The organism is Streptomyces sp. NPDC047841 (genome assembly GCF_040704085.1).
GTDB classification, from domain to species: domain Bacteria; phylum Actinomycetota; class Actinomycetes; order Streptomycetales; family Streptomycetaceae; genus Streptomyces; species Streptomyces argyrophylli.
In genome coordinates this window covers 73,248-96,956 of the sequence record NZ_JBEYRP010000027.1, presented here as the reverse complement: position 1 = coordinate 96,956, position 23,709 = coordinate 73,248, and the positions used below count along the sequence as shown (strand labels likewise).

The 23,709-nt window shown below is 69.8% G+C and carries 20 protein-coding genes and 1 pseudogene; 11 read left to right on the top strand and 10 right to left on the bottom strand.

The window, feature by feature from the left end; genetic code table 11:
* Window positions 1–353 precede the first annotated feature (353 nt).
* Window positions 354–1,580 (bottom strand): cytochrome P450, encoded by a 1,227-nt coding sequence (locus AB0947_RS34560; protein ID WP_366754325.1) that lies wholly within the window; start codon window positions 1,578–1,580, stop codon window positions 354–356.
* 265 nt (window positions 1,581–1,845) lie between these two features.
* Window positions 1,846–2,817, bottom strand: coding sequence for a winged helix-turn-helix domain-containing protein (locus AB0947_RS34555; RefSeq protein ID WP_366754324.1), 972 nt, complete (start codon window positions 2,815–2,817; stop codon window positions 1,846–1,848).
* 252 nt (window positions 2,818–3,069) lie between these two features.
* Between AB0947_RS34555 and AB0947_RS34550 the strand changes: the two genes are divergently transcribed.
* From AB0947_RS34550 to AB0947_RS34535, 4 genes are all read left to right on the top strand, one after another.
* The gene (locus tag AB0947_RS34550; RefSeq protein WP_366754323.1) at window positions 3,070–4,131 is read left to right on the top strand and encodes an alpha/beta hydrolase-fold protein; all 1,062 of its coding nucleotides are present in this window, start codon (window positions 3,070–3,072) and stop codon (window positions 4,129–4,131) included.
* 33 nt (window positions 4,132–4,164) lie between these two features.
* On the top strand, window positions 4,165–5,001 hold the full coding sequence (locus tag AB0947_RS34545; protein WP_366754322.1) for a hypothetical protein: 837 nt from the start codon (window positions 4,165–4,167) through the stop codon (window positions 4,999–5,001).
* A 77-nt stretch (window positions 5,002–5,078) separates the two neighbouring features.
* A complete protein-coding gene (locus AB0947_RS34540) occupies window positions 5,079–5,906 on the top strand; it encodes a hypothetical protein (RefSeq protein ID WP_366754321.1) in 828 nt (275 codons plus the stop codon).
* Entirely contained in the window at window positions 5,864–6,181 is a 318-nt protein-coding gene (locus AB0947_RS34535; RefSeq protein WP_366754320.1) for a hypothetical protein, read from the top strand. Before AB0947_RS34540 ends, AB0947_RS34535 begins: the two co-directional genes overlap by 43 nt.
* A 262-nt stretch (window positions 6,182–6,443) precedes the next feature.
* Here the strand turns inward: AB0947_RS34535 and AB0947_RS34530 are convergent.
* Window positions 6,444–6,639 (bottom strand): annotated as a pseudogene (locus AB0947_RS34530) (ISL3 family transposase); the annotation flags it as partial.
* 561 nt (window positions 6,640–7,200) lie between these two features.
* On the opposite strand from AB0947_RS34530, the gene AB0947_RS34525 reads away from it, so the two are divergent.
* The 4 genes from AB0947_RS34525 (at window position 7,201) to AB0947_RS34510 (ending at window position 12,983) form a co-directional block, all read left to right on the top strand.
* Window positions 7,201–8,184, top strand: coding sequence for an ABC transporter permease (locus tag AB0947_RS34525; protein ID WP_366754319.1), 984 nt, complete (start codon window positions 7,201–7,203; stop codon window positions 8,182–8,184).
* A gap of 88 nt (window positions 8,185–8,272) precedes the next feature.
* Complete coding sequence (locus AB0947_RS34520) at window positions 8,273–9,118, top strand: ABC transporter permease (RefSeq protein WP_366754329.1); 846 nt, start codon at window positions 8,273–8,275, stop codon at window positions 9,116–9,118.
* Window positions 9,115–11,211, top strand: coding sequence for an ABC transporter ATP-binding protein (locus tag AB0947_RS34515; RefSeq protein WP_366754318.1), 2,097 nt, complete (start codon window positions 9,115–9,117; stop codon window positions 11,209–11,211). Before AB0947_RS34520 ends, AB0947_RS34515 begins: the two co-directional genes overlap by 4 nt.
* A gap of 77 nt (window positions 11,212–11,288) precedes the next feature.
* Complete coding sequence (locus AB0947_RS34510) at window positions 11,289–12,983, top strand: ABC transporter family substrate-binding protein (RefSeq protein WP_366754317.1); 1,695 nt, start codon at window positions 11,289–11,291, stop codon at window positions 12,981–12,983.
* 343 nt (window positions 12,984–13,326) lie between these two features.
* On the opposite strand, the gene AB0947_RS34505 is transcribed toward AB0947_RS34510, so the two are convergent.
* A complete protein-coding gene (locus tag AB0947_RS34505; RefSeq protein WP_366754316.1) occupies window positions 13,327–14,178 on the bottom strand; it encodes a methyltransferase domain-containing protein in 852 nt (283 codons plus the stop codon).
* A gap of 329 nt (window positions 14,179–14,507) precedes the next feature.
* Between AB0947_RS34505 and AB0947_RS34500 the strand changes: the two genes are divergently transcribed.
* Window positions 14,508–14,897 carry an STAS domain-containing protein gene (locus AB0947_RS34500; protein ID WP_366754315.1) on the top strand — a complete coding sequence of 130 codons (390 nt, stop codon included), beginning with the start codon at window positions 14,508–14,510 and terminating at the stop codon, window positions 14,895–14,897.
* A 703-nt stretch (window positions 14,898–15,600) separates the two neighbouring features.
* Complete coding sequence (locus AB0947_RS34495) at window positions 15,601–16,134, top strand: EF-hand domain-containing protein (RefSeq protein ID WP_366754314.1); 534 nt, start codon at window positions 15,601–15,603, stop codon at window positions 16,132–16,134.
* Window positions 16,135–16,251: 117 nt separating this feature from the next.
* On the opposite strand, the gene AB0947_RS34490 is transcribed toward AB0947_RS34495, so the two are convergent.
* The 6 genes from AB0947_RS34490 to AB0947_RS34465 all read right to left on the bottom strand — a co-directional run bounded on the left by AB0947_RS34490 (window position 16,252) and on the right by AB0947_RS34465 (window position 22,224).
* Entirely contained in the window at window positions 16,252–17,157 is a 906-nt protein-coding gene (locus AB0947_RS34490; RefSeq protein ID WP_366754313.1) for a class I SAM-dependent methyltransferase, read from the bottom strand.
* 80 nt (window positions 17,158–17,237) lie between these two features.
* Window positions 17,238–18,344 carry an NAD(P)-dependent alcohol dehydrogenase gene (locus AB0947_RS34485; protein ID WP_366754328.1) on the bottom strand — a complete coding sequence of 369 codons (1,107 nt, stop codon included), beginning with the start codon at window positions 18,342–18,344 and terminating at the stop codon, window positions 17,238–17,240.
* Between the two features lie 2 nt (window positions 18,345–18,346).
* Window positions 18,347–19,750, bottom strand: coding sequence for an aldehyde dehydrogenase family protein (locus AB0947_RS34480; protein WP_366754312.1), 1,404 nt, complete (start codon window positions 19,748–19,750; stop codon window positions 18,347–18,349).
* Window positions 19,751–19,758: 8 nt separating this feature from the next.
* Window positions 19,759–20,514: a (5-formylfuran-3-yl)methyl phosphate synthase gene (locus tag AB0947_RS34475; RefSeq protein WP_366754311.1), complete on the bottom strand. Its 756-nt coding sequence runs from the start codon at window positions 20,512–20,514 to the stop codon at window positions 19,759–19,761.
* A gap of 477 nt (window positions 20,515–20,991) precedes the next feature.
* Window positions 20,992–21,654, bottom strand: coding sequence for a hypothetical protein (locus tag AB0947_RS34470; protein ID WP_366754310.1), 663 nt, complete (start codon window positions 21,652–21,654; stop codon window positions 20,992–20,994).
* Window positions 21,655–21,861: 207 nt separating this feature from the next.
* Window positions 21,862–22,224: a helix-turn-helix domain-containing protein gene (locus AB0947_RS34465; protein WP_366754309.1), complete on the bottom strand. Its 363-nt coding sequence runs from the start codon at window positions 22,222–22,224 to the stop codon at window positions 21,862–21,864.
* 55 nt (window positions 22,225–22,279) lie between these two features.
* Here AB0947_RS34465 and AB0947_RS34460 point away from each other — a divergent pair, with 55 nt between their 5' ends.
* Window positions 22,280–23,506: an MFS transporter gene (locus AB0947_RS34460; RefSeq protein ID WP_366754308.1), complete on the top strand. Its 1,227-nt coding sequence runs from the start codon at window positions 22,280–22,282 to the stop codon at window positions 23,504–23,506.
* The last annotated feature ends 203 nt before the right edge of the window (window positions 23,507–23,709 follow it).

Sequence of the window (23,709 nt, the reverse complement as noted above, 5' to 3'; positions counted from 1 at the left end):
GGGGTGGGCGGAGAGGATCTCGCCCCATGCGGTCTCGGCGGGCGAATTGTCAGACCGGCCCTGGGCCCTGTCGTCAAACTCCCGTCTGCCGCGCGACGCCATGCACGCTCCCCCACTGCCTCGACGGCGTGGGAGGTGCCCCCACTCGCCGCACCGGGCCCCGGCCCGAGTACATCCAGTACGAGGGCCGGGGCCCGGCACTCCCCCAGCCTTCGGCCGGGGGGACCCCCAGAGCACGCACCTGACGCCGCGCAACCCGCCCTCCGGGCGGACGACGGGAGTTTGACGACAGGACCTAGGAGGTCGCTCCCCCCGCGCACCGGTCGGGCCCAGGCGCGGAGGGAACCGGTCCGTCAGGCCATGACCGGCGTGAAGCGCACCGGCAGCGTCTTCGGGCCCCGGGTGAACACCCCGTGCTCGACGAGCCCGTGCCCGTCCGCGAGACGCAGGTCGGGCATGGCGTCCAGCAACTGGTTCAGTCCCACCTCGACCTCCGCCTTGGCCAGGAGCGCTCCCACGCAGAAGTGCCGGCCCAGGGCGAAGGCGAGGTGGTCGGCGGCGGCGGAGAAGGCGGAGGTCGTCGTGAGGTCATCGCGGAAGATGTCGAACCGGTCCGGGTCTCGGTAGCGCCGCTCGTCCCGGTTCGCGGCGCCGATGAGACAGGTGACCGTCGCGCCCGCCGGGATGGTGCCACCGGTGACCTCCACCTCGGTCGCCGACTGCCGCATGATCATCTGGACCGGCGGTGTGTAGCGGAGGGTCTCCGCGAAGGCGGCGGGTATCAGGCTGCGGTCCGCACGGACGGCCGCGAGCTGGTCGGGATGGCTCAGGAGATTCGCCAGGATGGCGGCTATCGCCTTGTCGGTGGTCTCGCCCCCCGCCGCGAGCAGCAGGCTGCAGAAGGCCTTGATGTCCTCGTCGCTCATGCGCACCCCGTCCACCTCCGCGGCGCACAGGCTGGACAGCAGGTCGTCACCCGGGGTGTCGCGCCGTTCCCGGATGATCGGGAGCATGTACTCGGCGAACTCCACGCGAGTGCGCTCACCGGCGGCGGCGACCTCCGGGTCGCCCGAGAGATTGCCGAGGAAGGCGATGACGGCCGTGTACCAACCGTGGAACCGGGCGTGGTCGGCCTTGCTCAGGCCCAGCATGTCCGCGATGACGTTGACCGGGAAACGGGTCGCGTAGTCGTTGACGATGTCGGCGGAGCCGGTGTGCCGGAAGGCGTCGATGAGTTCGCGCGAGTTGCGCTCGATGACCGGCAGGAACTTCTGCTGGAGGTCGCTGCCGCGGAACGCGGGGGCGACGAGGGCTCTGCGTACGGCGTGTTCGCGGCCGCTGAGCTGGAGGATCGTCTTGCCGTGGACGGGTTCGAGCTGCCAGTCGTAGTTGTCGGTGGTGAACTCGGCCTTCTTGTCCTTGAAGACGCGTTCGACGTCCTCGTAGCGGGAGATGATGTAACTGTTGGTGGCCTCGTGCCAGAGCAGGGGTTCTTTCTCGCGCATCACCGCGTAGGCCGGGTAGGGGTTCGCGGCGAACTCGGGCGACAGAATGTCCGGGAGGTGGCGGGCAGCGGACACGGAACTCCTCAAGTCAGATGCGTGACCGTCACCGCAAGGTTATGGATCTTTCTCTCGATCAAACAGCCCTGGGCGACCATGAGTTGTACCGCGAGTGACCGTCCTCCGATGAGCGCCGGCGCGCGGCGTGGGTCACGCCTGCCGGGCCGGAGGGCCGCCGGGCCGGAGGGCCCCCGTCGTCCTCCCCGTCTGGTACGGGGCGGGGCCGGGCGGGTCCTTCCACCTCGGCGAGCCGGTGCCCGACCGGATGCCGAAGGCGGCGTCCTCAGAGCCAGCCCCGTCGCGCCGCTTGGACCCCGGCCTGGAAACGGGTCGTGGCGCCCAGTCCGGCCAGCAGGGCGGAGACGCGGCGGACGACGGTGCGACGCCCCACCCCCAGGTGCCTGGCGATCGCGTCGTCGGTGGCGCCGCTGGCCATGAGGGAGAGGATCTGGCGGTCCCGGGCGTCGATCTGCGTACCGGTGCCCGTCGCCGATACGGGCACGGCCAGTCGCCATAGCGACTCGAAGACGTTGGACAGCGCCTGGAACAGGCTGGACGGGCGGATCACGAGGGAGACGGCGCCGGGGCGGTCGTCGGCAGCGAGGGTGACCACCGCCAGGTCGTCGTCGCGCAGGGTCAGCTTCAGGGGTGGATCGTCCAGGGTCCGGGCCTGTTCCCCGGCCTCGATCATGCGGGCCATGTTGGGCCACGCAATGGCGTCGTCGCACGCGGAGCCGGGGTAGATGGCGCGGTAGACGACACCGGCGGCCATGCGCTCGCGCTGCAAGGCCTCCTGCGCGAGGTAGAAGTCGGGCGTTCCGGAGTACGGTGGCACGTCGATGCTCCGCAGTTGGTGGCGTGCCGTCTGCTGGAGCTGCCGGCTGATCGCCAGGACACGCGCGAGGTCTCCGACGACCTCCAGTGCGCCGTAGTGCGTGCTGTCCCGCCTGGCGGAACGGTAGAGCCGCTCCAGTTCCGCACCGGTTCGACGCAGCGCCGTCCGTACTGCGTCGTCGCGCCGCAACAGCGCCTCGACGAGCTGCGTGGGCGGCACCGCTTCCCAGACGGCCCCGGCGCTCCCGGGGTCCGCGGTCACGACGCCGTCCTCGGCGGCGAGTTCGTCCAGCGCCGCCCGGACGGCGGCCTCAGCCAGTCCGGTACGAGCCGCCAACTCCCCTGCGGACTGCCGCGGATGACGGACCAGTGACTGATAGACCCGGCCACGGTCCGAGTCCGGGTCCAGCACATCGTGCACGACCGCCCCCTCGCCTCACGCAGCGGCGGACCAGGTCCGCGCAGCCGTCCAGTCTCCGGTTCCCGGAGCCTACTGAAGACTCAGCGCACTGGCGCCAGTGGCGCAACTGCGCCGGACCGCCCCTATGGCATCACGCACAGGTGGTGCGATGTGATTCCCCGTGACCGGCCGACCGACCGTCCCATGGCGACCATGGCGACCCGTCCCCCTAGGAAAATGATGAGAGCAGCTGTGTCCGCTCGCCTCAGACGGATGAGAGCGGCAGGCGTCGCCGCGGTGGCGACCGTCCTCCTCATGGGCGCATCGTCCGCGCCCGTCGAGGCCTCGGCTCCGCGCCTGCCGGAGATGACCGACGGCTTCGGCCTCACACAGACCGGTGACGCCGTCGGCTCCGCCACCAACTTCGTCATCACGGTGACCACGCCCGAGGTCGAAGGTGAGCACCACATCCGCATCCTGCTGCCGACCGACTACGCCCAGCATCCCGAGAAGCGCTACCCGGTGCTGTACTTCCTGCACGGCGCGTCCGACGATCCCGGCAACCCGAACGTGGCGTACCCCGCCCTCACCGCGGCCCGGTCCCTGATCACGGTCATACCGGACGGTGGCCGAAGGGGCTGGTACACCAACTGGCTCGACCAGAGCACCGTCGCCGGCGCGCAGAACTGGGAGAACTTCCACATCAACCAGGTGATCCCGTTCGTCGACGCCAACCTCCGCACCGATGCCGGCAGGAAGGCGCGGGCCGTCGCCGGCCTGTCGATGGGCGGTTTCGGCTCGCTGCACTATGCCCAGAGACACCCCGGCCTGTTCGGTGAGGTCGCCACGCTGTCCGGCGCCAACGAACTCTCGGTCCGTCACGCCGTCCTGCGCGCGGCCGTCGTCGCCACGCTCACGAACGTCGGCGCCCCGCTGTGCGGGAGCTCGAACCCCACATGCGGTCTCGACTTCGGTCCCCCGGTGTCCAGCGACGCCGTCTTCGGCACGCCCTATCCGGTCTTCGGGGCGGACTGGCGCTGGGACGAGGCGGACCCGGTCTCGCACATGGACGTCCTGGCCCGGGCCGGTACAGGCGTCACGATCTACACGGGGAACGGTGGCGGCGACCCGGCCGAACCGGAGTTCTGGGTCCAGTCGGCGTCCCAGCATGCCAAGGAGCGGCTGGACGCACTCGGTTACCCGGTGCGCTTCGTGGACTACGGAGACGGATCCGGCTGGGGCGGCGACTGCGCCGACGGCCACACCAGCGGCTGCTGGGCGCAGGACCTCGTCGACTTCGTCCCGCGTCTCGAGGCGGCGTTCGCGTTCGCTTGATCCCTCGATCCCACGACAGACAGGCAACCGCACATGAACAGACGACTGTGCACTCTGCTGCTGAGCCTCGTGGTCCTCTGGACCGTCGGAGCCGGTGCCGCCCACGCCGATGAAGGCAAGCGCGTCCACCACGCCATGCAAATCGTCTTCAGCCCGTCCATGACGTATCCCTTCTGCACGATCGGCGCGGTGGGCACCGACAAGTACGGGCACCGCATCGCCATTTCGGCCGGCCACTGCATCAGGGACGCCGCCTACGCGGACCGCGAGATCCACGACGACGTGGCCCCCGTCTACGACCGCGCTGACACCGGCTTCGGCCCGATCGGGTACGTGCGCTACTTCAAGGACCCCGAGGGCTCGCAGACGGGCCACATGACCAAGGACTACATGATCATCGAGCTGGTCCCGCAGGTCACGCTCTCCTCGCAGGGCCCCTACCTGAAGCAGACCGGTGTCCTGAAGGTCCCCGGCGGCGTCCCCAGCCCGAACGCCCCAGGACCCGCGCTCGACACCGAGCGGCTGCTCACCCCCGGTGACAACGAACTCGTCGTGTCGAGTCAGACGGGCGTCTGGTTCGGCACCGTCATGGTCAGCACCCGCGGCATCTACCGCTCGTCGGCTGTGAACCTGACGGGTGACTCGGGCGGGCCGGCCGTCTGGCACGTACCGGGAAGCGAGCTCCCGTCCCAGGACAACGGTTTCCAGGCATCGGGTCCCTGGGCCGGGATCACCAAGGCGATCACCCTGTCCTTCCCGCTGTTCGAGTACACCAGCTCGGCCAACATCCTCGCGGACCTGCGTGCCCGGGACGCCGCCGCTGAAGAAGGCGTCTACGGCGCGGGGTTCGAGGTGACCACCAACCCGTGAGTCCGGCCGTCGGCCCGGACATCCTTCCGTCCGTCTGAACGGCCCATCCCGAGGAAGGGACGACATTGCTCATCGGCATGCCCTCACGACGTGCGCTCACCACGGTCATCGGCCTGCTCGCGCTGGTGGCCGCACTGCTCGCGACGGCGTCCCCGGCACGCGCCGACGCCGCCCCGTTCGAGCTCCGCCCGCTGGTACCGGCCGGTGCCGGCTATCAGGACAGGCTCAGGGCGGAGGTGGCCTACTGGACGCTGGGGAAGATGGCCGACGCCGGCCTGAACAACGAGGACGCGGACGCCACCCCGCCTCCCGGCGGCTGGGACGATCTCAGCAAGCCGTGGCCGCGGGGGCAGGGGCTGGTCTCGCGCACCGCCGGCAAGCTGTTCATGGAGTACACGGACGTGGACACAGGGGCCGTCTCGACGTCCTCGTGTTCCGGCAACGTGGTCACCAGCGCGAACCGCAGCGTCGTGCTGACCGCTGCCCACTGCCTGCGCGTCCACACCCCGCTCGACATAGGTTTCGGGAACGTCGTCGCCACCAACATGGTTTTCGTACCGGCCTTCGACGGGACGAACCTCCCGCGCGACCCGTCCGGCACACGTGTTCCCGGCAGGGACATCGCCCCGTACGGGGTCTGGGGAGTGACCCGTCAATGGATCACCCACACCTGGAGCCAGAGCGCCGACTGGCTGCTGGGGCGGGACATGGCCGCCGTCCTCGTGGACAACCCCGACGACCCGCGCCCCGTCGGCGAGGTCACCGGGGGCCAGGAGGTCGCCTTCAACCAGCCGCAGAACCGGGCCGCCCGCATCTTCGGCTATCCGACCATCAACGAGCGCAACTACTACCGCCCGGCAATGTGCCCACCCCTCTCCAGCGGACCTTCGACGGCCGGAGCCTGATGGTCACCCAGGGAACGGCCCGGAACGACCCGGTCTACTACAACGACGTGATGGCCGGCGCGCAGTCGTCCGGTTGCAGCGGCGGCGCCCTGCTGCAGAACTTCGACCCTGCCACCGGCGCGGGCGTCCAGGTCGGGGTCTTCTCCCGCTACGACGACCCCGCCCAGATCATCGGCCTGCTCGGCTGGGTGCAGGGCCCCAACATGAGTGCCACCCACTTCGGCGCCGAGGAGCAGGCGGTGTACGACGCCGCCAAGGCGGCGGGCACAGCCTAGCTGTCTTGCCATGGCCGAACCGAGCCAGGCGTTCGGCCAGTGGCCGCACACCTACATGGGAGGGGTGGGTCTACGCCCGCCCCTCCCCAGTCGCGCGGCCGAGCCGGGGCGAAGCTGTCCCGTCACGGGGTGCGGTGGGCACCGGAGGTGATCGCGTTGCAGCACCGGAAGTGCCCTGGCACGGGGACGCCGCCCCGCCGGCCTGCCTGCCGCAGGCGCGCAGTGCTGCAACCAGCCGCCCCGCTGGGGTGTCCTGCCGTCACACGTGCCTCCAGCCGGTACAGCGGTGGCAGCGGATGGTGAGCGGCAACGTCGTCGGTCGCCGACCGAACGGCTCGTGCCCGGGCCGTCGGGTCAGCGAGTCGCGCGGTGCGCCTTGGCAGCCGCAGCGGCGGCACGTGTCGTCCAGTTCGACGACTTCGCGTCAGTACCGCGCGGTCAGGGTCAAGGCACTGGCCGGTCACGACCGGCCCGCCAGGGCCTCGACGGCGGGCCGTTCAACCGTCGCGGTCCGCTGCCGGGGTACGGAGCGGGTGAGGCAGGGTCGATGCCGTTGGCGATGGCGATCTCCGCGTAACTGCCGTGAACCCCCGGGCTCGGGAAGTGGCACCGGCGAGCGGCCGGCCCGTGCAGATCAGCGGTCGGGCGGGGGTGCCGGCGTGGCGGCCGAACCGACTTGCCGGCCCACCGGTCCGGGCGCAGCACGGCCGGCCGGACGTGATTCTGCACCGGTTCCAGGGACACACCTCCGGCCTTGTGACACCCGCATTGCGATCACGTGACAGGCTCCCGCGAGGGCTGGCGCGGAGCATGATCACGGCCGAAGAATCACTGCTGGTCGGTGTGCTCGTCCGATGCACAGAGAACGACTGCCGCTCGCAAGTCCCTCATCGCTCCACCAGGGCGGCGTATCCCTCGCCCTCAGAAAGTGTCAGGCCCATGCCATATCCCGGCGCACTCTTGCCGGCTCCCCGCGCTGCCACAACCGTCGAGATCCGCTCGCCCGGGGAGGCGGGCTCGTGATCCGCCACGTGACGCGCAAGGCCGCAGGATGGCTCGTCATGATCGTCGTCGCCACCAACGTGACGTATGTGCTGGCCGCCTGGTTCCTCGACCCGAGGTCCAACTACCGGGGGTTGCGGCCGGTCCGCACCGAGGAGCAGATCGATCACGCGCTGGCGCCCTACAACCTGGATCCGCGGACCCCTCTGGCAGACCGGTGGTGGCACTGGTTCAGCAACGTGCTCCTGCACTTCGACTGGGGGAAGTCCCCTGTCGGGGCGTCGGTCGACTCGGAGATCGGTTTCCGGGTCGTGGTGAGCGCCCAGCTGGTCACCGCCGCGACACTGCTGTCCGTGGTGGCGGGTGTGGCGCTGAGCGTGTTCACCGCCTCGCGGCAGTACGGGTGGTGGGACCGGACGACCCAGCTCGTCTCCGTGTTCCTCTTCAACGTCCCGGCGGCCGTCGCGGCGCTGGCGGTCGTCTTCGCCGGGATCTGGCTGAACCAGCAGCTCGGTTGGCGCGTCCTGTACGTCGCCGGGGAGAAGTCCCCGGGCGTCAGCGGACTGTGGCCGACGCTCGCCGACCGGTTCCAGCACCTCGTCCTGCCGACGCTGAGCCTGACCCTGCTCGGCTATGTCGGTTACCACCTGACCCAGCGCTCGCTGCTGCTGGACAACATCAACTCGGACTTCGTCCGCACCGCCCGCGCCACCGGCCTGACACGTGCCCAGGCGATCCGTCGGCACGCACTACGCGCCTCACTGATCCCAACGGCGACATCCGTGGCGTTCAGCATTCCGGCGATCTTCACTGGTGCGGTGATCACCGAGACCGTCTTCGGCTGGAACGGCATGGGCCAGTACTTCGTCCAGACCATCGCCAAGAACGACGTGCACGGTGCCGTCGCCGTCGCGGCTTTCGGGGCCGGCATGACGGCGATCGGCGCGATCCTGGCCGACGTGGCAGTCGTCGTCCTCGACCCCCGAGTGCGGGTGAGGTGACGTGGCGACCACGGTGACCTCCGTGCCCGAGCCGCTCGGTCCGGGCACGCCGAAACCAGGTCCGGCGGCTCGTGCCGGCGGCGGACGACTGTATCTGCGGCGATTCGCCCGCAACCGGCCGGCGCTGTTCGGAATCGTGCTTCTCGTGCTGCTGGTCCTCTTCAGTGTGTGCGGCGGTTGGCTCACGCGCTTCTCCTACACCGACGTGGACTTCACCGCACTCACCCAGCCCCCCGGCGGCACGCACTACTTCGGCACCAACCAAGGGGGCAACGACGTCTACGCCGAGGCCGTCCACGGTCTTCAGCGCTCCCTTGTGATCGCCGTCAGCGTCTCGGTGCTGACGATCGTGCTCGCCGCGGTGATCGGCGCGGGTGCCGCGTACTTCGGGGGCCGCGTCGAAAGGCTGACGCTGGCCGTCATCCACTTCCTGCTCGTCGTGCCGTCGTTCCTGATCCTGGCCCTGGTCTCGCATCGCCTCGCCGGGGACTGGCGGGTGCTCATCCTGGTGCTGACCGTCTTCGGCTGGATGTCGACGGCGCGGGTCATCTGGTCCGTCTCCACCTCGCTGCGCGAGCGGGACTACGTGCTGGCCGCGGAGTTCATGGGTGTGCGGCCGTGGCGGATCATCCTGCGGCACATCATTCCCAACCTCGGTTCCCTGCTCATCGTCAACCTCACCCTGGGAGTCGTCACCACCGTGCTCAGTGAAACCGCCCTGTCGTTCCTGGGCTTCGGAGTGCAGCCACCCGACGTGTCACTGGGCACGATGCTCGCCGACGGATCCGGCACGATCACCACCGCACCATGGCTGTTCGGCTACCCGGCAGCGCTGGTGGTGCTGCTGACCCTGTCGATGACGCTCGTCGGTGACGGCCTGCGCGACGCGTTCGACCCCAGCTCGGCCACCGGTGCGCGCGGAGGCCGGCGATGACCGTGGCGACCCCGGGGACGGACCCGCTGGCCGGAGCCGCCGCGCCGGCACCGGTGCTGTCCGTTCGCGGTCTCAGCGTGGCCTTCCCCTCGGAGGCCGGTCCGGTACAGGCCGTGCGCGAAGTGAGCTTCGACGTGCTGCCCGGACGGACGCTCGGCATCGTCGGTGAGTCGGGGTCGGGCAAATCCGCGACGGTGATGGGCGTCATGGGGCTGCTGCCGGATGCCGCCCAGGTGTCGGGCAGAGTGCTGCTGGGCGGCCGTGACCTGGTCGGGCTCGGCGACCGTGAACTGTCCGCGGTGCGCGGCAAACACATCGGCATGGTCTTCCAGGATCCGCTGTCCGCCCTGACCCCGATCTTCTCCGTCGGCAGACAGTTGTCCGACGCGCTGCGCGTGCACCAGGAGCTGACACGGCGGGCCGCGTGGGACCGCGCCGTCGAGCTGCTGGACCTGGTCGGCATCGCCGAGCCGCACCGCAACGCGCATGCCTTCCCGCACGAGTTCTCCGGGGGCATGCGACAGCGCGTGGTGATCGCGCTGGCGATGGCGAACTCGCCGTCGGTCATCGTCGCCGACGAGCCGACCACCGCTCTCGACGTCACGGTGCAGGCGCAGATCCTGGACGTGCTGCGGACCGCCCAGACCGAGACGGGCGCCGGCCTCGTACTGATCACTCATGACCTGGGGGTGGTGGCCGGGTACGCCGACGACGTCGCCGTGATGTACGCGGGCCGGATCGTGGAGCAGGCCGGCGCCGACAAGCTGTTCGCGCGGCCGACCATGCCTTACACGATCGGACTCCTCGGCGCGGTACCCCGGCCCGAGGCACGGGCACGCGGGCGACTGGTGCCGATCGGGGGCGAACCACCGTCGCTGGTGGGGCTCTCGGCAGGATGTTCCTTCGCGGACCGCTGCCCCGCCGCCGTGGACCGCTGCCACAGCCAGGAACCACCGCTGACCGCGGTGCCCGGACACGGTCAGGTCGCCTGCTGGCGCGCCCATGACATAGCCGACGGGAACCCGGCGGCGAGTTCGCTGTTCTCACCGCCCGAAGCGGCCGTCGAAGAGCACCGCCCCGACCGGCGTGGCCCCGGTGAGACCGTGCTGCGGGTCGCCGAACTGGCCAGGACGTTCCCGATCACCAAGGGAGCGCTCCTCAAGCGCCGCGTCGGCACGCTGCACGCCGTCAGCGACGTCAGCTTCGAGCTGCGGGCCGGTGAAACCCTCGGGCTCGTGGGCGAGTCCGGCAGCGGCAAGACCACCACCCTGCTGGAGATCATGCGTCTGAGGCCGCCCGAGCACGGCCTGATCAAGATCGCGGGCACCGACGTCGCCGCACCACGCTCCGCCGAACGGACACAGCAACTGCGCCGCACGGTGCAGATCGTCATGCAGGACCCCATGGGATCACTCGATCCGCGGCTCCCCGTCTTCCGGCTGCTCGCGGAACCCCTCCAGGCCGTCGGCACGGACCGGGACGCCGTCCATATCCGCGTGAAGGAACTTCTCTCCCTCGTCGGGCTGGACGTATCGCTGGCGGACCGTTTTCCAGCGGCTCTCTCGGGCGGCCAACGCCAGCGCGTCGCGATCGCCCGGGCCCTGGCGACCGAACCGCGGATCGTGGTCCTGGACGAACCCGTGTCCGCCCTGGACGTGTCCGTCCAGGCCGACGTCATCAACCTGCTCACGAAGCTTCAGCACGAACTGGGCCTGGCGTACCTGATCGTGGCTCACGACCTCGCGGTGATGCGACACGTGTCCGACCGCATCGCCGTCATGTACCTGGGACACATCGTCGAGAGCGGTGACACCGAAGACCTCTTCACACATGCCCGGCACCCGTACACCGAAGCCCTTCTGTCGGCGATCCCGGTGCCCGATCCCCAGGTGGAACGCTCCCGCGAGCACATCGTGCTCAAGGGCGAGCAGCCCAGTGCGTCGCGTCTCCCGCGAGGCTGCGTCTTCGCCGACCGCTGTCCGCTGTACCCGCTGCTCGACGACGGCACACAACAGCGCTGCCGCACCGAACGGCCCCTCCTGCGGCCGGCGGCATCCGGGACCGATCACCGCCACGCCTGCCACGCCCGCTGACCGGTTCCTTTCGCTTCCGCAGCGATACCGCGGCGCGCGGCATCGCTTCACCCCACAGAGAAACGGATCACCTCCCCATGCGATCGAGTATCGCCCCGGCCTCCGCGCTCACCGTCGCCCTCGCCCTCGCCCTCACGGCCACCGCCTGCAGCTCCTCCGGGGCCGACGCTCCGAACGCCGGGAAAGCAGGAAACGGCTCGACGCCGGCAGTCGCCTCGGCGAAGGTCGACTACAACCCCCAGCCGTACGACAACATCAAGGACGGAGGTACCTACACCACTCCTGGAACCTTCGACGACCAGGGCAACCCGTTCAACGCCAACGCCACCCTCACCGCGAGCCGTGTGTGGTTCTGGTACAACCCGGATGTCATCACCTACTCCCCCACGGGTGACGTGCAGTACAACCCGGACTACCTCAGTGACGTCAAGGTCACGGTGACCGGCGGCAACCAGCGGGTGATCCTCACGCTCAACCCCAAGGCCACCTACAACGACGGCACCCCGATCGACTGGCGGGCCGTGAAGGCGACCTGGCAGGTCAACAACGGCTCGAACAAGGACTACAACGCGACCAACACCGAGGGGTACCGGAACATCGTCTCGGTCACCCGCGGCACCGACGACCGGCAGGCCGTCATCGACTTCAAGGGAGTCGACCCGTGGTGGTCGAGCCTCTTCACGACGTTCCTGCATCCCAAGGCCGCCACGGTCGCCAACTTCAACGACGCCTATGTGAAGAAGGCGCATCCCGAATGGGGCGCGGGTCCCTACACCGTCGGCACCTTCGACACCAAGAGCGGCAACCTCACCTTCGTCCGTAACCCGAAGTGGTGGGGCAAGAAGGGCAAACTCGACAAGCGCGTCTACGTCAACCTGGACTCCGAGGCCGCGATCAACGCCTTCAAGAACGGACAGGTCGACTATGCCGCCACAGGCAGCGCCGAGGGCTTGAAGCAGATCAGCGGCGTCAACGGAACCGAGATCCGTCGCGGCGGCAGCCCCTTCGAGTACTCGCTCTACGTCAACGCGAAGTCCACGGTGCTCAAGGACGTCGAGGTGCGCAAGGCGCTGCTGGAGAGCATCGACAGAACACAGATTGCCAAGATCCAGTTCCAGGGCCTGGACTACTCCGAGCCCCTTCCCGGCTCGGCGCTGCTCTACAGCTTCCAGAAGGGCTACTCGGACAACGTCTCATCGGTGATCAAGTACTCGCCCGACGACGCCGAGAAGACTCTCGACAAGGCCGGCTGGAAGGCCGACGGCAACGGCGTCCGGGAAAAGAACGGCACCAGGCTCAGGGTGGGCTACACCCTGCTCGGCGACGACCCGCTGGAGAAGGCAACGGCCAACGCGTTCGCCGCCATGCTCAAGCCGGTCGGCATCCAGGTCGACATCAAGAAGGCGGACGAAGCCGATTTCTCCAAGATCCTCAGCGATCGCGACTTCGACCTCTTCCTCTCCGGCAACCGCTCGACGGACCCCTTCGGCGCTCGCTACCTGTACCAGTTCTACGGCACCGACAGTGACTCCAACCTGACCGGCACCGGAACCCCCGAACTGGACAAGGAGATCCACGCGGCGTCCCGGATATCCGACCCCGCGAAGCAGACGGCCCAGGCCAACGCGATCGAACGCAAGGAACTCGCGCAGTACGCCTTCCTGCCGCTGTACAGCGGTCCCTCCGTCTACGGTGTCAAGAAGGGACTGGCCAACGTCGGCGCCACGATCTTCGGCACCCCGCTCCCGGAGACGGTCGGCTGGCAGAAGTGACTCTTCGTCGCCGTGGGATCGGCAAGGGTTCGTTGTGAGCTGACCAGGACGCAGGTCATCCCGATCACCGACGAGCTCTCGGCAACCTCCCTCGCCGACCACCGACAGCGGGCGCGGCGCACCCCGGCGCTGGCAGGGCAGCCTTTTCGGCATCTGCCTGCGCCGGTTCGGGCCGTGGCGGCCCTGCTACCGCCGCTCCACGCTCTGGCTCACAACGGCGCACTGCACCGCGTCACCACCGCGCCGCTGCCGGCCTCGGGCCAGGGCCGGCCGGCGGAGGGAAGGCCGGGCGCCGGGCGTGCCCATGGCCCGTCGGTCAGCGGGCGCACGCGCCCGCTCGGGGTCACCGAGGCTGGTAGGCGGTGGCCAGCACGGAGACGGTGACCTGATCGGGCAGGAGGCCGTCATCGTTCAGCTCTGCGCGGTTCACATGGCGTGCGCTCGGCGTCATCGCTACCAAATCCACGGCCTCCGGCCTGGTCAGGGGCGCGGAGTACTCCACCTTTTCAGTGAAGACGGCCGCGAAGAAGGGGTCCAGTGCCCGGTGCAGGCGCTGTTCCTTGGCCGGGTCGATCGTGACCATCGCCGGCACTTGGCCGCGTAGTTCGGCCAGGTGCCGCAGGGTGGGCCGGACCACGATCAGCCGGCCGGTCGGGCGCAGTATGCGGTGGAACTCCGCCGGGTTGCGCGGGGCGAACACGTTCAGCACGACGTCGGCCGCCCTGTCGGCCAGTGGGAAGGGACGGAAGGCGTCCCAGGCCACCGCGGCGGCTCGGTCGTGGGCGCGGGCTGCCGAGCGCAGCGCGCGCCCCGAAGTGTCCAGCCCCAGACCACGGGCGCCGGGCAGTCGGTCGAGTACGCCGGCCAGGTAGTAGCCCGTGCCGCATCCCACGTCCACGACCGTGGTCTGCTCCGACGCGGCGTCGGCCGCCAGGCGGGCCCCGACTTCACGGACGGGCGCGTAGGTACCGGTGGCCAGGAACCGGTCCCGGGCCCGAACCATGGCTGCGTCGTCGCCGCTGGTGGCGCGGGTGCCCGTCAACAGGCTGGCGTAGCCGTGGCGGGCGATGTCAAAGGTGTGGCCTGCCGGGCACCGCAGGGCGCCGCGGCCAGGGTGCAGGCGGCGCGTACGGCACGTTGGGCAGCGCAGCAGGTCGAGGAACAGATCGAGGGCAGGGGGAAGCGACACGGGCACGAGGCACTCCAGGCAAGGGGCGAAGGGAAGGGACCGTGCCTGCACGCGCGCTCAGAACGTCACTGCCTCGGGAGGAAACGGGCAGCGTGGGACGTGATGCACGGAGCAGGCACACCGAGGAGGGCGACGCCGTCCGGCATCGCCCTCAGCGCCTTCCGATCACAGGAAGCAGCAGTGCGGGGTGCTCATGAATGCCACGGCATCAGTCTACGAGCGCGGCAACGCCCTTCATGCCTCCATGCCCGAAAGGTGGAAGACACCGCCAAGTCTGGTGGGCAGCTGCGTGGTCCGAGACTGCAGTGGTGCGAGATGGAGGAGGGGGGAAGACTGTGCTGCATCTGATCGACCGCAGCGAGGACGTGGTGGTCGCCGCACTTCCACAAGACGTCGATTTCTGCACCAGTGCCGACGTCCGCGCTGCGGGTGAGCGCCTGCTGGCCGGCGACTGCCGCTACCTGGTCCTGGACAGCTCGTCGGTCACCAGCCTCGACTCCAGCGGCATCACGGTCCTGCTGGCTTTCTGGCAGCCTCTGCGGGAGGCCGGGGGCGCCTTGTGCGTGGCCGTGCCGGATGAGCACCTGCGGTGGCGGCTGGGCATCTTGGGTCTGGACACCGTCCTGGTCATCACGGTGACGCTCGATGAAGCCGTCACCCAGGCCCGCCGGCTCCGCGATGGCACCCGTCCCCTCCGCTCCGTGCACCAGCCCGAAAGCGCCTGATCCACCGGGCCAGGCCCATCCGTCGGCCGCGGCGACGACGTCAGCGAAGCAGCACCCGCCCTCCCCTCCGACCTCACGCTGCCCGGCATCGAGGTCTCCGGACTCAACGGGCTCGCCGCCGCCGGGCTCACCGCACCGGCACGGTGGCGCCTCCCGCAACAGGTGGTCGCCGGACGGACCCAATCACACCCCGCCTCCCGCGCGGCCTGCGCAGGCGTGATCGTCCTCGTCCTCGAGGTTTCAGCCGTCCCGACTCACCGCCCACCGGGCGTCGTTCGTGAGCTCCACGCAAGTTCAGCGGGCGGCCGGAGCGGTCGTCCCGGCCCGGGGAGTCGTGTGGCGGCATCAGCATCCCGACCCCGACCAGGTCGTCACCCCCCCCGGCGGGCCGGCTCCGCGAGCGTCTGGGCAACGGCTTCCTCGAACGCCTTGGTGTTCCGCACGAGCGCATCGCAGGCGGGCGGGAACAGCCCGCCGGACGACTTCTTGAGACCGGTCGAAGCAGTCTGGTTGTCACAGGCTAGGCATCCGATTTGTCACATACGCTCACTCGGCATTCTTTCTGTCACCAGAAGCGAAGATCGGGAGCGTGGCGGCTCGCCATGACGGTTCCATGGTCATGGCCGCTACGCGCGGGTTGGAGTAGCGGCCCTCACTGGGCCAGGCCCGGAATCGTCGGGTCGCAGAAGACAGGTGATGGACAATGCGAGATGAGGCCGCCAAGCGGGTCGAGCTGGTCTTCTCCCTCTTCGACGCCAACGGCAACGGAGTCATCGACTCCGACGACTTCGATCTGATGACGAGCCGTGTTCTGAAAGCGGCGGCCGCTTCGGACGACGGCGCCAAGGCCGCCATCCAGGCCGCTTTCCGCCGCTACTGGACGACGCTGGCCACTGAACTGGACGCCAACGGCGACGGTGTGATCACCGTGGACGAGTTCCGTCCGTTCGTGCTCGACCCCGAGCGTTTCGGCCCCACGATCGCCGAGTTCGCCGAGGCCCTCTCCGCACTCGGCGACCCCGACGGGGACGGCCTGATCGAGCGCCCGCTCTTCGTATCGCTGATGACGGCGATCGGCTTCGAAGAGGCGAACATCCACGCCCTCTTCGACGCCTTCGGTCCGGACACCGAGGACCGCATCACAGTGGCTACGTGGGAGACCGGCATCAAGGACTACTACGCGCCGGACATGGCCGGTATCCCAGGCGACCAACTGGTGGCTGCCCGGGCCGCCTGACCCGCCCCGGCCGTGGGCCGCACCGCTACACGTGGCTGCGATGGCCCACCGAGCGGGGTCCGCGGCCGGGCCCCGCCGTAAGCCTCCGGGCGAACGTCGCCGTGAGCGGTGCGAGTGTCAGGGCGAGGGTTTGTGTGCGAACACCCACCGGTTTCCCTCCAGCGCATCGTTGGGCTCGGGCAGGGGGCCACGTCGGTGCCGGCGGCTGAAGTGGAAGGGCGTGTGGATCGAGGTGGACCAGCCCTTGGCCGTCAGCTCCCCCGCGGAGTCGGGCCGGGGTCCCTTGTCGAAGAGGTGGAGCAGGTCGATGCCGATCTGTTCTCGCGTCGCCGTGTAGATCGGGCTGTCGCGGTACGCCTGTAGGTCCTTTTCCAGCTTGGCCTCGAAGGCCAGCGCGCTGCCTTCGGTGGTCAGCCGGTCCACCGTGTCGATGAGGTACCTCTCGGCGGGGCTCGGCAGGTAGAAGAGGAGTCCCTCGGCCAGCCAGACGCTCGGTGCGGCCGGGTCGAAGCCGGCGCTGGTCAGCGCGGTGACCCAGTCGGCGCGCAGGTCGACCGGCACGGGGACGCGCTTCACCTTCGGGGTGGCTGTCAGGTCCGTGAGCACCTGGTGCTTGAACGCCAGCACGCCCGCCCGGTCGATCTCGAAGACGACGCAGTCGGAGGGCCAGTCGAGCCGGAAGGCGCGGGTGTCCAACCCGGCCCCCAGCAGGACGACTTGACGGGCGCTTGTACGGACCGAGCTGAGGAGGAAGTCGTCGAGGACCCGGGTCCTCAGGCCGAAGTAGCGGGCGAACCGACCCCACAGCGGATTGCCGTCCCCGTCCGGCGCCTGTTCGATGCGCACCGGCCAGTCCGCGCACGCCTGGGCGGCGCGCACGAAGTGTTCCGCGTAGGCGTCCTGGGCCAGGCTGTCGTGACGGTGGGTCTCGATCGCCCGGGCCGCGGCGACCAGGAGGGCGGTCAGACCCACGCCTGCGTCCACACCTTCCACGTCCGTGTGCTGCGGCACCGTGCCGGCCATGTCTCCTCCGTCGGCGGGAGTGGTGACTGCGGGGTGTCTGCTTGTCGGATGCGGTGAGTCCGCGGTGCTGTATGCCTCGCTCATCGGCTTCTTCGCTCCGGGAGAAGGACGGGTTTGACCACGCGGCCCGCGTCGCAGTCGCGTTCGGCCTCGTTGATGTCGGCCAGTGGGTAGGTGCGGATCAGCTGGTCGAAGGGGAAGCGCCCGGCCTGCCATAGCCCGGTCAATCGGGGTATCAGCAGTCCAGGCAGGGCGTCCCCTTCGCAGATGTGGCGGATGCTGCGGCCTCGGTCCACAGTGCCCGGTTCGAGCGGCAGCGCGGTGTGGAGCCGTGCCACCAGGCCGAGGCTGCCGGTGGGGCGCAGTGCCCGGAGCGCGTCGTTGATGAGCGGCGGCGAGGCCGTGGTGTCCAGCGCGTACTGCACGCCGCCCTCGGTCAGGTGGCGGATCTGCTCGGGCAGTCCGGCCGTTGCCGCGGGCAGCGGGATCGCGCCGAACCGTTCGGCCAGGGACAGCCGTTGGGGGTGCCGGTCGACGGCCACGGTCAGCGCGCCGGCGGCGGTGGCCGCCATCACGGCGGCCAGGCCCACGGCTCCCGCGCCGAAGACCGCGAGGGTGTCACCGGGGCCGATGCCGAAGGTGTTCAGCACGGCTCCGGCGCCGGTGAGGAAGCCGCAGCCGAGGGGCCCGAGCAGTTCCAGGGGCAGGCCGGGGTCGACCCGGACGGCGTTGCGGGCCGGGACGAGCGCGTACTCGGCGAACGAGGACTGGCCGAACCAGCGGGGGGCCAGCGCTTCGCCGGTCGCGTCGGTGAGCCGCGGCGCGTCCTCCTTGCGTCCTCCGAAGAGGTTGAGGGAGGCGAAGGAGTCGCAGTAGGCGGGGGCCGCGCCGAGACAGGCCCGGCAGTGCCCGCAGGAGTCGAAGCTCAGCACAACGTGGTCACCGACGCCGATCGCGCCGTCCGAGCCGTCGCCGGACGCCACCACGACCCCGGCCCCCTCGTGGCCGAGCACCGCCGGCAGCAGGCTGCGGCCGGCCGATCGCCGGACCGCGAGATCGGTCCGGCACATCCCGCAGCCCGCGATCTCGACCAGGATTTCACCGGCGGCGGGCTCTGTGCGCAGGGTCACCTCCTCGACCGTGAACGGGGCCTCGTACGAGCGCAGTACAGCCGCCTGCCACCTCATCGTCATGCCTCCTGCGGACGGTGCACCACGTACGGCCGGAGGTTGCCGTAGAGCCCCCACGGTCCGCCTGCGACGCCGACACCGCTGTTCTTGACGCCTGCGAAGGGCTGGGCGAGGGACAGTTCGGCATGGTGATTGATCCAGGCCGTGCCGCATTCGAGCCGGTCGGCCACGGCCTCGGCCCGGTCGAGATCGGTGCCCCACACGGAGCCGCCCAGCCCGAAGTCGGTGCCGTTGGCCGCCTCGACGGCTTCGTCGAGGTCCCGGTACGGCAACACCGGCAGGACCGGTCCGAACTGTTCCCCGGTCACCACCGGGTCGTCGGGAGGGACGTCGGTGAGGATCGTGGGGGCGAAGAAGTGGCCCGGTCCGTCGAGCCGGTGGCCTCCGGCCGCCGCCCGGGCGCCGGCCGCCAGGGCCTGCCGGGTGACGCGCTCGACGCGGGCCAGCTGGGGAGCGTTGTTGACCGGACCGAGCCGGGTGTCCGGGTCGAGTCCGGGTCCGACGACGACGGTCTTCGCCCGATGCGCGAGGGCCTCGACGACCTCGGCGTGGAGCCGGGCCGGCGCGTAGACGCGTTTGACGGCCATGCAGACCTGCCCGCAGTTGCGGAAGGCGGCCCAGAACAGCCGGTCCGCGATCCGGTCCACGTCGACGTCGTCCAGGAGGACGGCCGCGTCGTTGCCGCCCAGTTCCAGGGTGACCCGGGCGAGGGAGGACGCCGCCGCTGCGGCGACGGCCTGCCCGGTCGGCACCGAGCCGGTGAAGGTGACGTGGCGGATTCCCGGATGGGAGGCGAGGCGGGCACCGAGGGGTTCACGGCCGGTGACGACGGTCAGGACGTCCTCGGGCAGGGCCGTGGCGAGGACGGAACCGAGCAGCCGGGTGGCGAGCGGGGTGTACGGGGACGGTTTCAGGACCACGGTGTTGCCGGCCGCGAGTGCGGGTGCGAACTTCGCCGCCGCGAGCTGGAGGGGGAAGTTCCACGGCACGATCGCACCGACGGGTCCGAGGGGACGCCAGCGGATCTCGCTGCGCACGGGCCGGCCGTCGTCGATCCGGCGGGTGCGGGGGGCCAGGTCGGCGAAGTAGCGCAGCCGGGCCGCCGTGCGGGCGACCTCGGCGTACGACTCGGCCAGGGGCTTGCCCTGTTCCCGGCTGAGCAACGGAGCGAGACCGTCCCCGGCCGCCTCCACGGCGTCGGCGGCGGCGCGCAGCCCGGCGGCGCGGGCGGCCGGATCGGCGCGCCATCCGGCCCAGGCACGCCGGGCCCGGTCGACCACGGCGTCCAGCTCGTCCGGTTGCTGGTCGGGGGCCTCGTCGAAGGTCTCCCCGGTGGCCGGGTCGACGACGGCGAGGCGCGCGGCACGGTGTCCGGGGGTGCGGCCGGCTTGCGGTGTCGGCATCCCGGTGGTCAGCTCACGGCCGGGACGCCGGCGGTGTGTTCCTGGGCCTGCCGGTCCATCTCCGCCCGGAAGGCGGCGACCAGGTGCGGCCGGATCCTGCCGGCGTTGCGGTCACCGCCCTCACAGACCGCTCCCCGTACGCCCACGATGTCCGTACCGATGCGGGTCAGTGGGCCGAGGTCGGCCTGGGTGACACTGCCCGCTAGGGCCGCGAGCCGACCGGATGCGTGGGCGAGCCGGACGAACTCGGCGCAGACGTCCGGCGGAACGTGGTCGAACAGCCGGGTCCCGTCCTTGACGGCGGTGTCGAGCATGGCCGCGTCGGCGCCGGAGCGGGCGGCGATGTCGGGCACGGCGAGCGGATTGACGCAGCCGATCCGGTGGGCGTCGGCATAGCCCGAGGCGACGACGAGCGCGTCCGGGCGGTGATTCTTCACCGCCCGGACGACCGCGCGCATGACCTCGATGCCCTGGTCGGGCGTCGTGCATCCATAGAGGCCGACCTTGATGTAAGTAGCCCCGGAGACGACCGCGCCGAGCGCGGCCTGAGCCACTGTGCCGGGCTTGTACGGGACATCCCCCACGGTCGCGGACACCGGCTTGTCCGCCGGGACCGCGTCGCGGATCTCTCTGATGACCCAGGGGAAGTTCGCGCCGAGAGAACCCTCATCGGGCTTCTTGACGTCGACGATGTCGAGATGCTCCGCCGCCTTTACGCAATCGAGAGCCTCCTCGACGCCGTCCGGGGAGATGAGAAGCAACACCCTGACCTCCTTCACCGCCGGTCCGCCCGGTCAAGGGACGGGGGACCGCGGGTCACCTGGCTCGTGTGTGGTGCGCTCATCATTTCCGTCACCCTGGGGAACCGGTAGGGCGCACACAGTACTCATACGGCGCTCAGTCCACATGCAGTGCGCCGTACATACTGGACCTAATCGCGCCACAGGTGACGATTCGCCCGGTCGGTGAAACCTGCCTGGTGGGTATCGAGCTGTTCTTCATGGTGAGCCCGCACGGAAGGAAGCCGAAGAGACCGCCCGGGCAACAGCGGTCGGCAGCCACGCAGACGAACTGGAGCAGTGGAACAGACTCACTCGCGTGCGGCCAGCCGCCCAGGAGCAGTAGCCTCGCGGGAGGCTACTGGCTGCGCTCCGACATGACGGTCGAGAAGAGGCATGTGTGACTGAACACGATCGTTGGTGCTTCGGGCCAAGTGGGTACTCAGATGCGTTGCCCGCAGGTCAGCCACCGTGCAGGGCCCACTCGTCAAGGCCGCTGTAGATGTGCGCTTCGAGGCATTGGGGGGCGTCAAGGCCCACGGCCTCGCCCCGGTACACGGCGATGAGGGAGTCCTTGCCCCGCCACCAGGAGTCGGTCACACCCTGTACCTCGGGCACCGGCTCGAACTCGCCGAGATCCAGTGCCTCGACGGCCTTGCGCGTGACCCTTGTGACGGTCGTGGCCCAGCGGCGGGCATGAGCGGCGAGCGCCAGGGATTCTACCCATCCGTCAATGCCGGCATGCAGGGGCGTCCAGCGGTTGGCATCGATACCGAACGTACCGTCGGGGCCGATCATGAAGCTGTAGGCCATAGACACCCGGCAGTCTCCTGCCGGGAACGACCAGCCTTCTGTGCGGATCTCCTCGGGGCAGCCGACGTCCAGGATGCGCGGACCGCCCTCGTAGAACGGGGCCGGCGGCAGGGCGAGGCCGCCCCAGCGATCCTGGAAGGCAGTGGCCCGTTCGATCTCCGCAGCGGGGATCCCCAGTTCGATCCACGCGTCGCGGTATCGCCGGATGTCCTGCCGGCGAACGCGGATGCCCTCCGTCTCGATGAACCGCTGGGCCCTGCGGCTCAGGCCGGCAGGCGCGACCGGGACGGGCGATACGGGCTGGTCAGCCATTACTGCTGCGCGCCGTCACCAGCGTGGTTGCGCTGCTTGGCGCAGCTCCAGCACCGTTACGCCGGCCGGTCCGCGTCCGGCTCCGACATCCGGACACAGCGCATCCGGACACCATCGCTGTAGACCGCCCACATCCCCCTCGCCCACGGCATCGGGATACGCCCGGCTCGTGCAGGGGACAGTACCCGAGTCGGTTGGCGAGACGGGTCACCGTTGCGCATCGGCTTGTGTGCGGGCGCGTTCGATATCGGGGACGTGCCTCTCGGCCCATTCCCGGACGGCACGCAGGGGTGTCAGCAGTGACCGCCCGAGGTCGGTGAGGGCGTACTCGACATGCGGGGGATTCGCGGGGATCTCTGTTCGAGAGATCAGACCGTCGTACTCCATCGCGCGAAGCGTCTCGGTGAGCGCCTTCGATGTGATCCCACGGATGTGCGCCTTGAGCTCCGTGAACCGCATCGGCCTGCTGTCCAGCGCGTTCACGACGAACACCGTCCAGCGCGCCCCGATCCGGTGCAGAACGGTGCGGCTGGGGCAGGTCGCGGCCATGACGTTGTACGAGTTACCCATGCACGGCTCCCGGTAGCGTTGTGGATACCGGTATCAAATCTATACCGTCCGGGCTGTGACTCTTCCCGATCGCACGATCCGTCCCTCCATAGCCCGGCACCGCCGCTTCGTCGCAGCGATCGCCATCGACTCGATCGGCACGGGTGTCTTCGTCCCCGTCTCGCTGCTGTACTTCCTGGCCACGACGTCGCTGACGCTGGTGCAGGTGGGCGCGGCGCTGACGACGGCCGGGCTACTGGCGCTCCCAGTAGGCCCGTTGTGCGGAGGACTGGTCGACCGGTACGGCACCAAGCCGGTGCTGCAGTCGGCGAACCTGGCCCAGGCCCTCGGCTTCGCCGGGTATCTCGTCGTGGGCCAGACATGGCAGATCGCCGTCTGCGCCTGGCTCAACAGTGCCGGGCGGGCGGTGTTCTTCGGATGCTACGGCGCGACCGTCACCGCGCTGGCCGCGCCCGGCCAACGCGAGCGCTGGTTCGGTCTTCTGGGGTCGGTACGAAACATCGGCTACGCACTCGGCGGCCTCCTCACCGCCATCGCCGTGAGCTTCGGTACGCACGGCGTCTACACCGCGATCGTGGTCGTCAACGCCTTGTCCTATCTCGCAGCCTTCGTTCTGACGCGGGCGGTGCCGAACCTGCGTCCCGAGGAGGGTCAGGACGCTGCCGGAGGCTGGGGACGTGTCCTCCGGGACCTGCGGTACCTGTCACTGGTCGCGCACCAACTGTCCTTCGCGATCTCCTTGTTCGCCCTCAACATCGCGATACCGGTCTACGCCGTGGACGTGCTGGGGCTGCCCGGCTGGACTGCCGGCGCTGTCTTCACGCTCAACACCCTGATGGTCGGCTTCGGCCAAGGTGTCGTCGTCGGGTGGCTCAGCGGGCGGATCCGCAGCCGCGTCCTCGTCGCCGGACACGTCTGCTTCGCGACCGGCTACCTCCTGTTCCTCACCGCCGGCCGCGTGTCCGCGCTCGCCCCGGCGGTCGGTATCGTGCTGTTCGGTGCCATCAGCTACACCTTCGGTGAAATACTCGGCGGCCCCATCACGTCGACCGTCGCCGCGGAGAGCGCCCCTGACGCCCTGCGCGGCCGGTACCTGGCCCTCAACCAGCTCGCCGTCAGTGCCGCGGGTGCGCTCGCTCCCGCCGCCCTCTCCGGGTTGCTCTCCGCGGGGGCAGCCACGATCTGGCTGACCCTGGTCGGCGTCAGCGTCCTCGGAGCCGCGCTCGCCACCACGATCGGCACAGTGGTGCCGGCGGCGCGGGGCCACATCGGGGGTGTCTAGGGTCCGTCTCTCCGATCATGATGGGAGCCAGATGATGACGGCCGCGAAGGACACGGTGCCGAGTCGCCACAGCTCGGAAGCACTTGGGCTTGTTGACTGTCCGTTCGACGACGTTGCGCCTTTTGCGCCACCTTTTGTCGAAGCCGGAGGCCGGCCGCTGTGCGAACCACGCTTGACGCGGTCGGCTGCCTGGTCGGCCTTCT

Coding starts and splice junctions, on each gene's coding strand:
- AB0947_RS34550 (WP_366754323.1), top strand. CDS start 3,070: ATGAGAGCGGCAGGCGTCGCCGCGGTGGCGACCGTCCTCCTCATGGGC.
- AB0947_RS34495 (WP_366754314.1), top strand. CDS start 15,601: ATGCGAGATGAGGCCGCCAAGCGGGTCGAGCTGGTCTTCTCCCTCTTC.
- AB0947_RS34545 (WP_366754322.1), top strand. CDS start 4,165: ATGAACAGACGACTGTGCACTCTGCTGCTGAGCCTCGTGGTCCTCTGG.
- AB0947_RS34470 (WP_366754310.1), bottom strand. CDS start 21,654: ATGGCTGACCAGCCCGTATCGCCCGTCCCGGTCGCGCCTGCCGGCCTG.
- AB0947_RS34515 (WP_366754318.1), top strand. CDS start 9,115: ATGACCGTGGCGACCCCGGGGACGGACCCGCTGGCCGGAGCCGCCGCG.
- AB0947_RS34540 (WP_366754321.1), top strand. CDS start 5,079: ATGCCCTCACGACGTGCGCTCACCACGGTCATCGGCCTGCTCGCGCTG.
- AB0947_RS34465 (WP_366754309.1), bottom strand. CDS start 22,224: ATGGGTAACTCGTACAACGTCATGGCCGCGACCTGCCCCAGCCGCACC.
- AB0947_RS34480 (WP_366754312.1), bottom strand. CDS start 19,750: ATGCCGACACCGCAAGCCGGCCGCACCCCCGGACACCGTGCCGCGCGC.
- AB0947_RS34485 (WP_366754328.1), bottom strand. CDS start 18,344: ATGAGGTGGCAGGCGGCTGTACTGCGCTCGTACGAGGCCCCGTTCACG.
- AB0947_RS34490 (WP_366754313.1), bottom strand. CDS start 17,157: ATGGCCGGCACGGTGCCGCAGCACACGGACGTGGAAGGTGTGGACGCA.
- AB0947_RS34510 (WP_366754317.1), top strand. CDS start 11,289: ATGCGATCGAGTATCGCCCCGGCCTCCGCGCTCACCGTCGCCCTCGCC.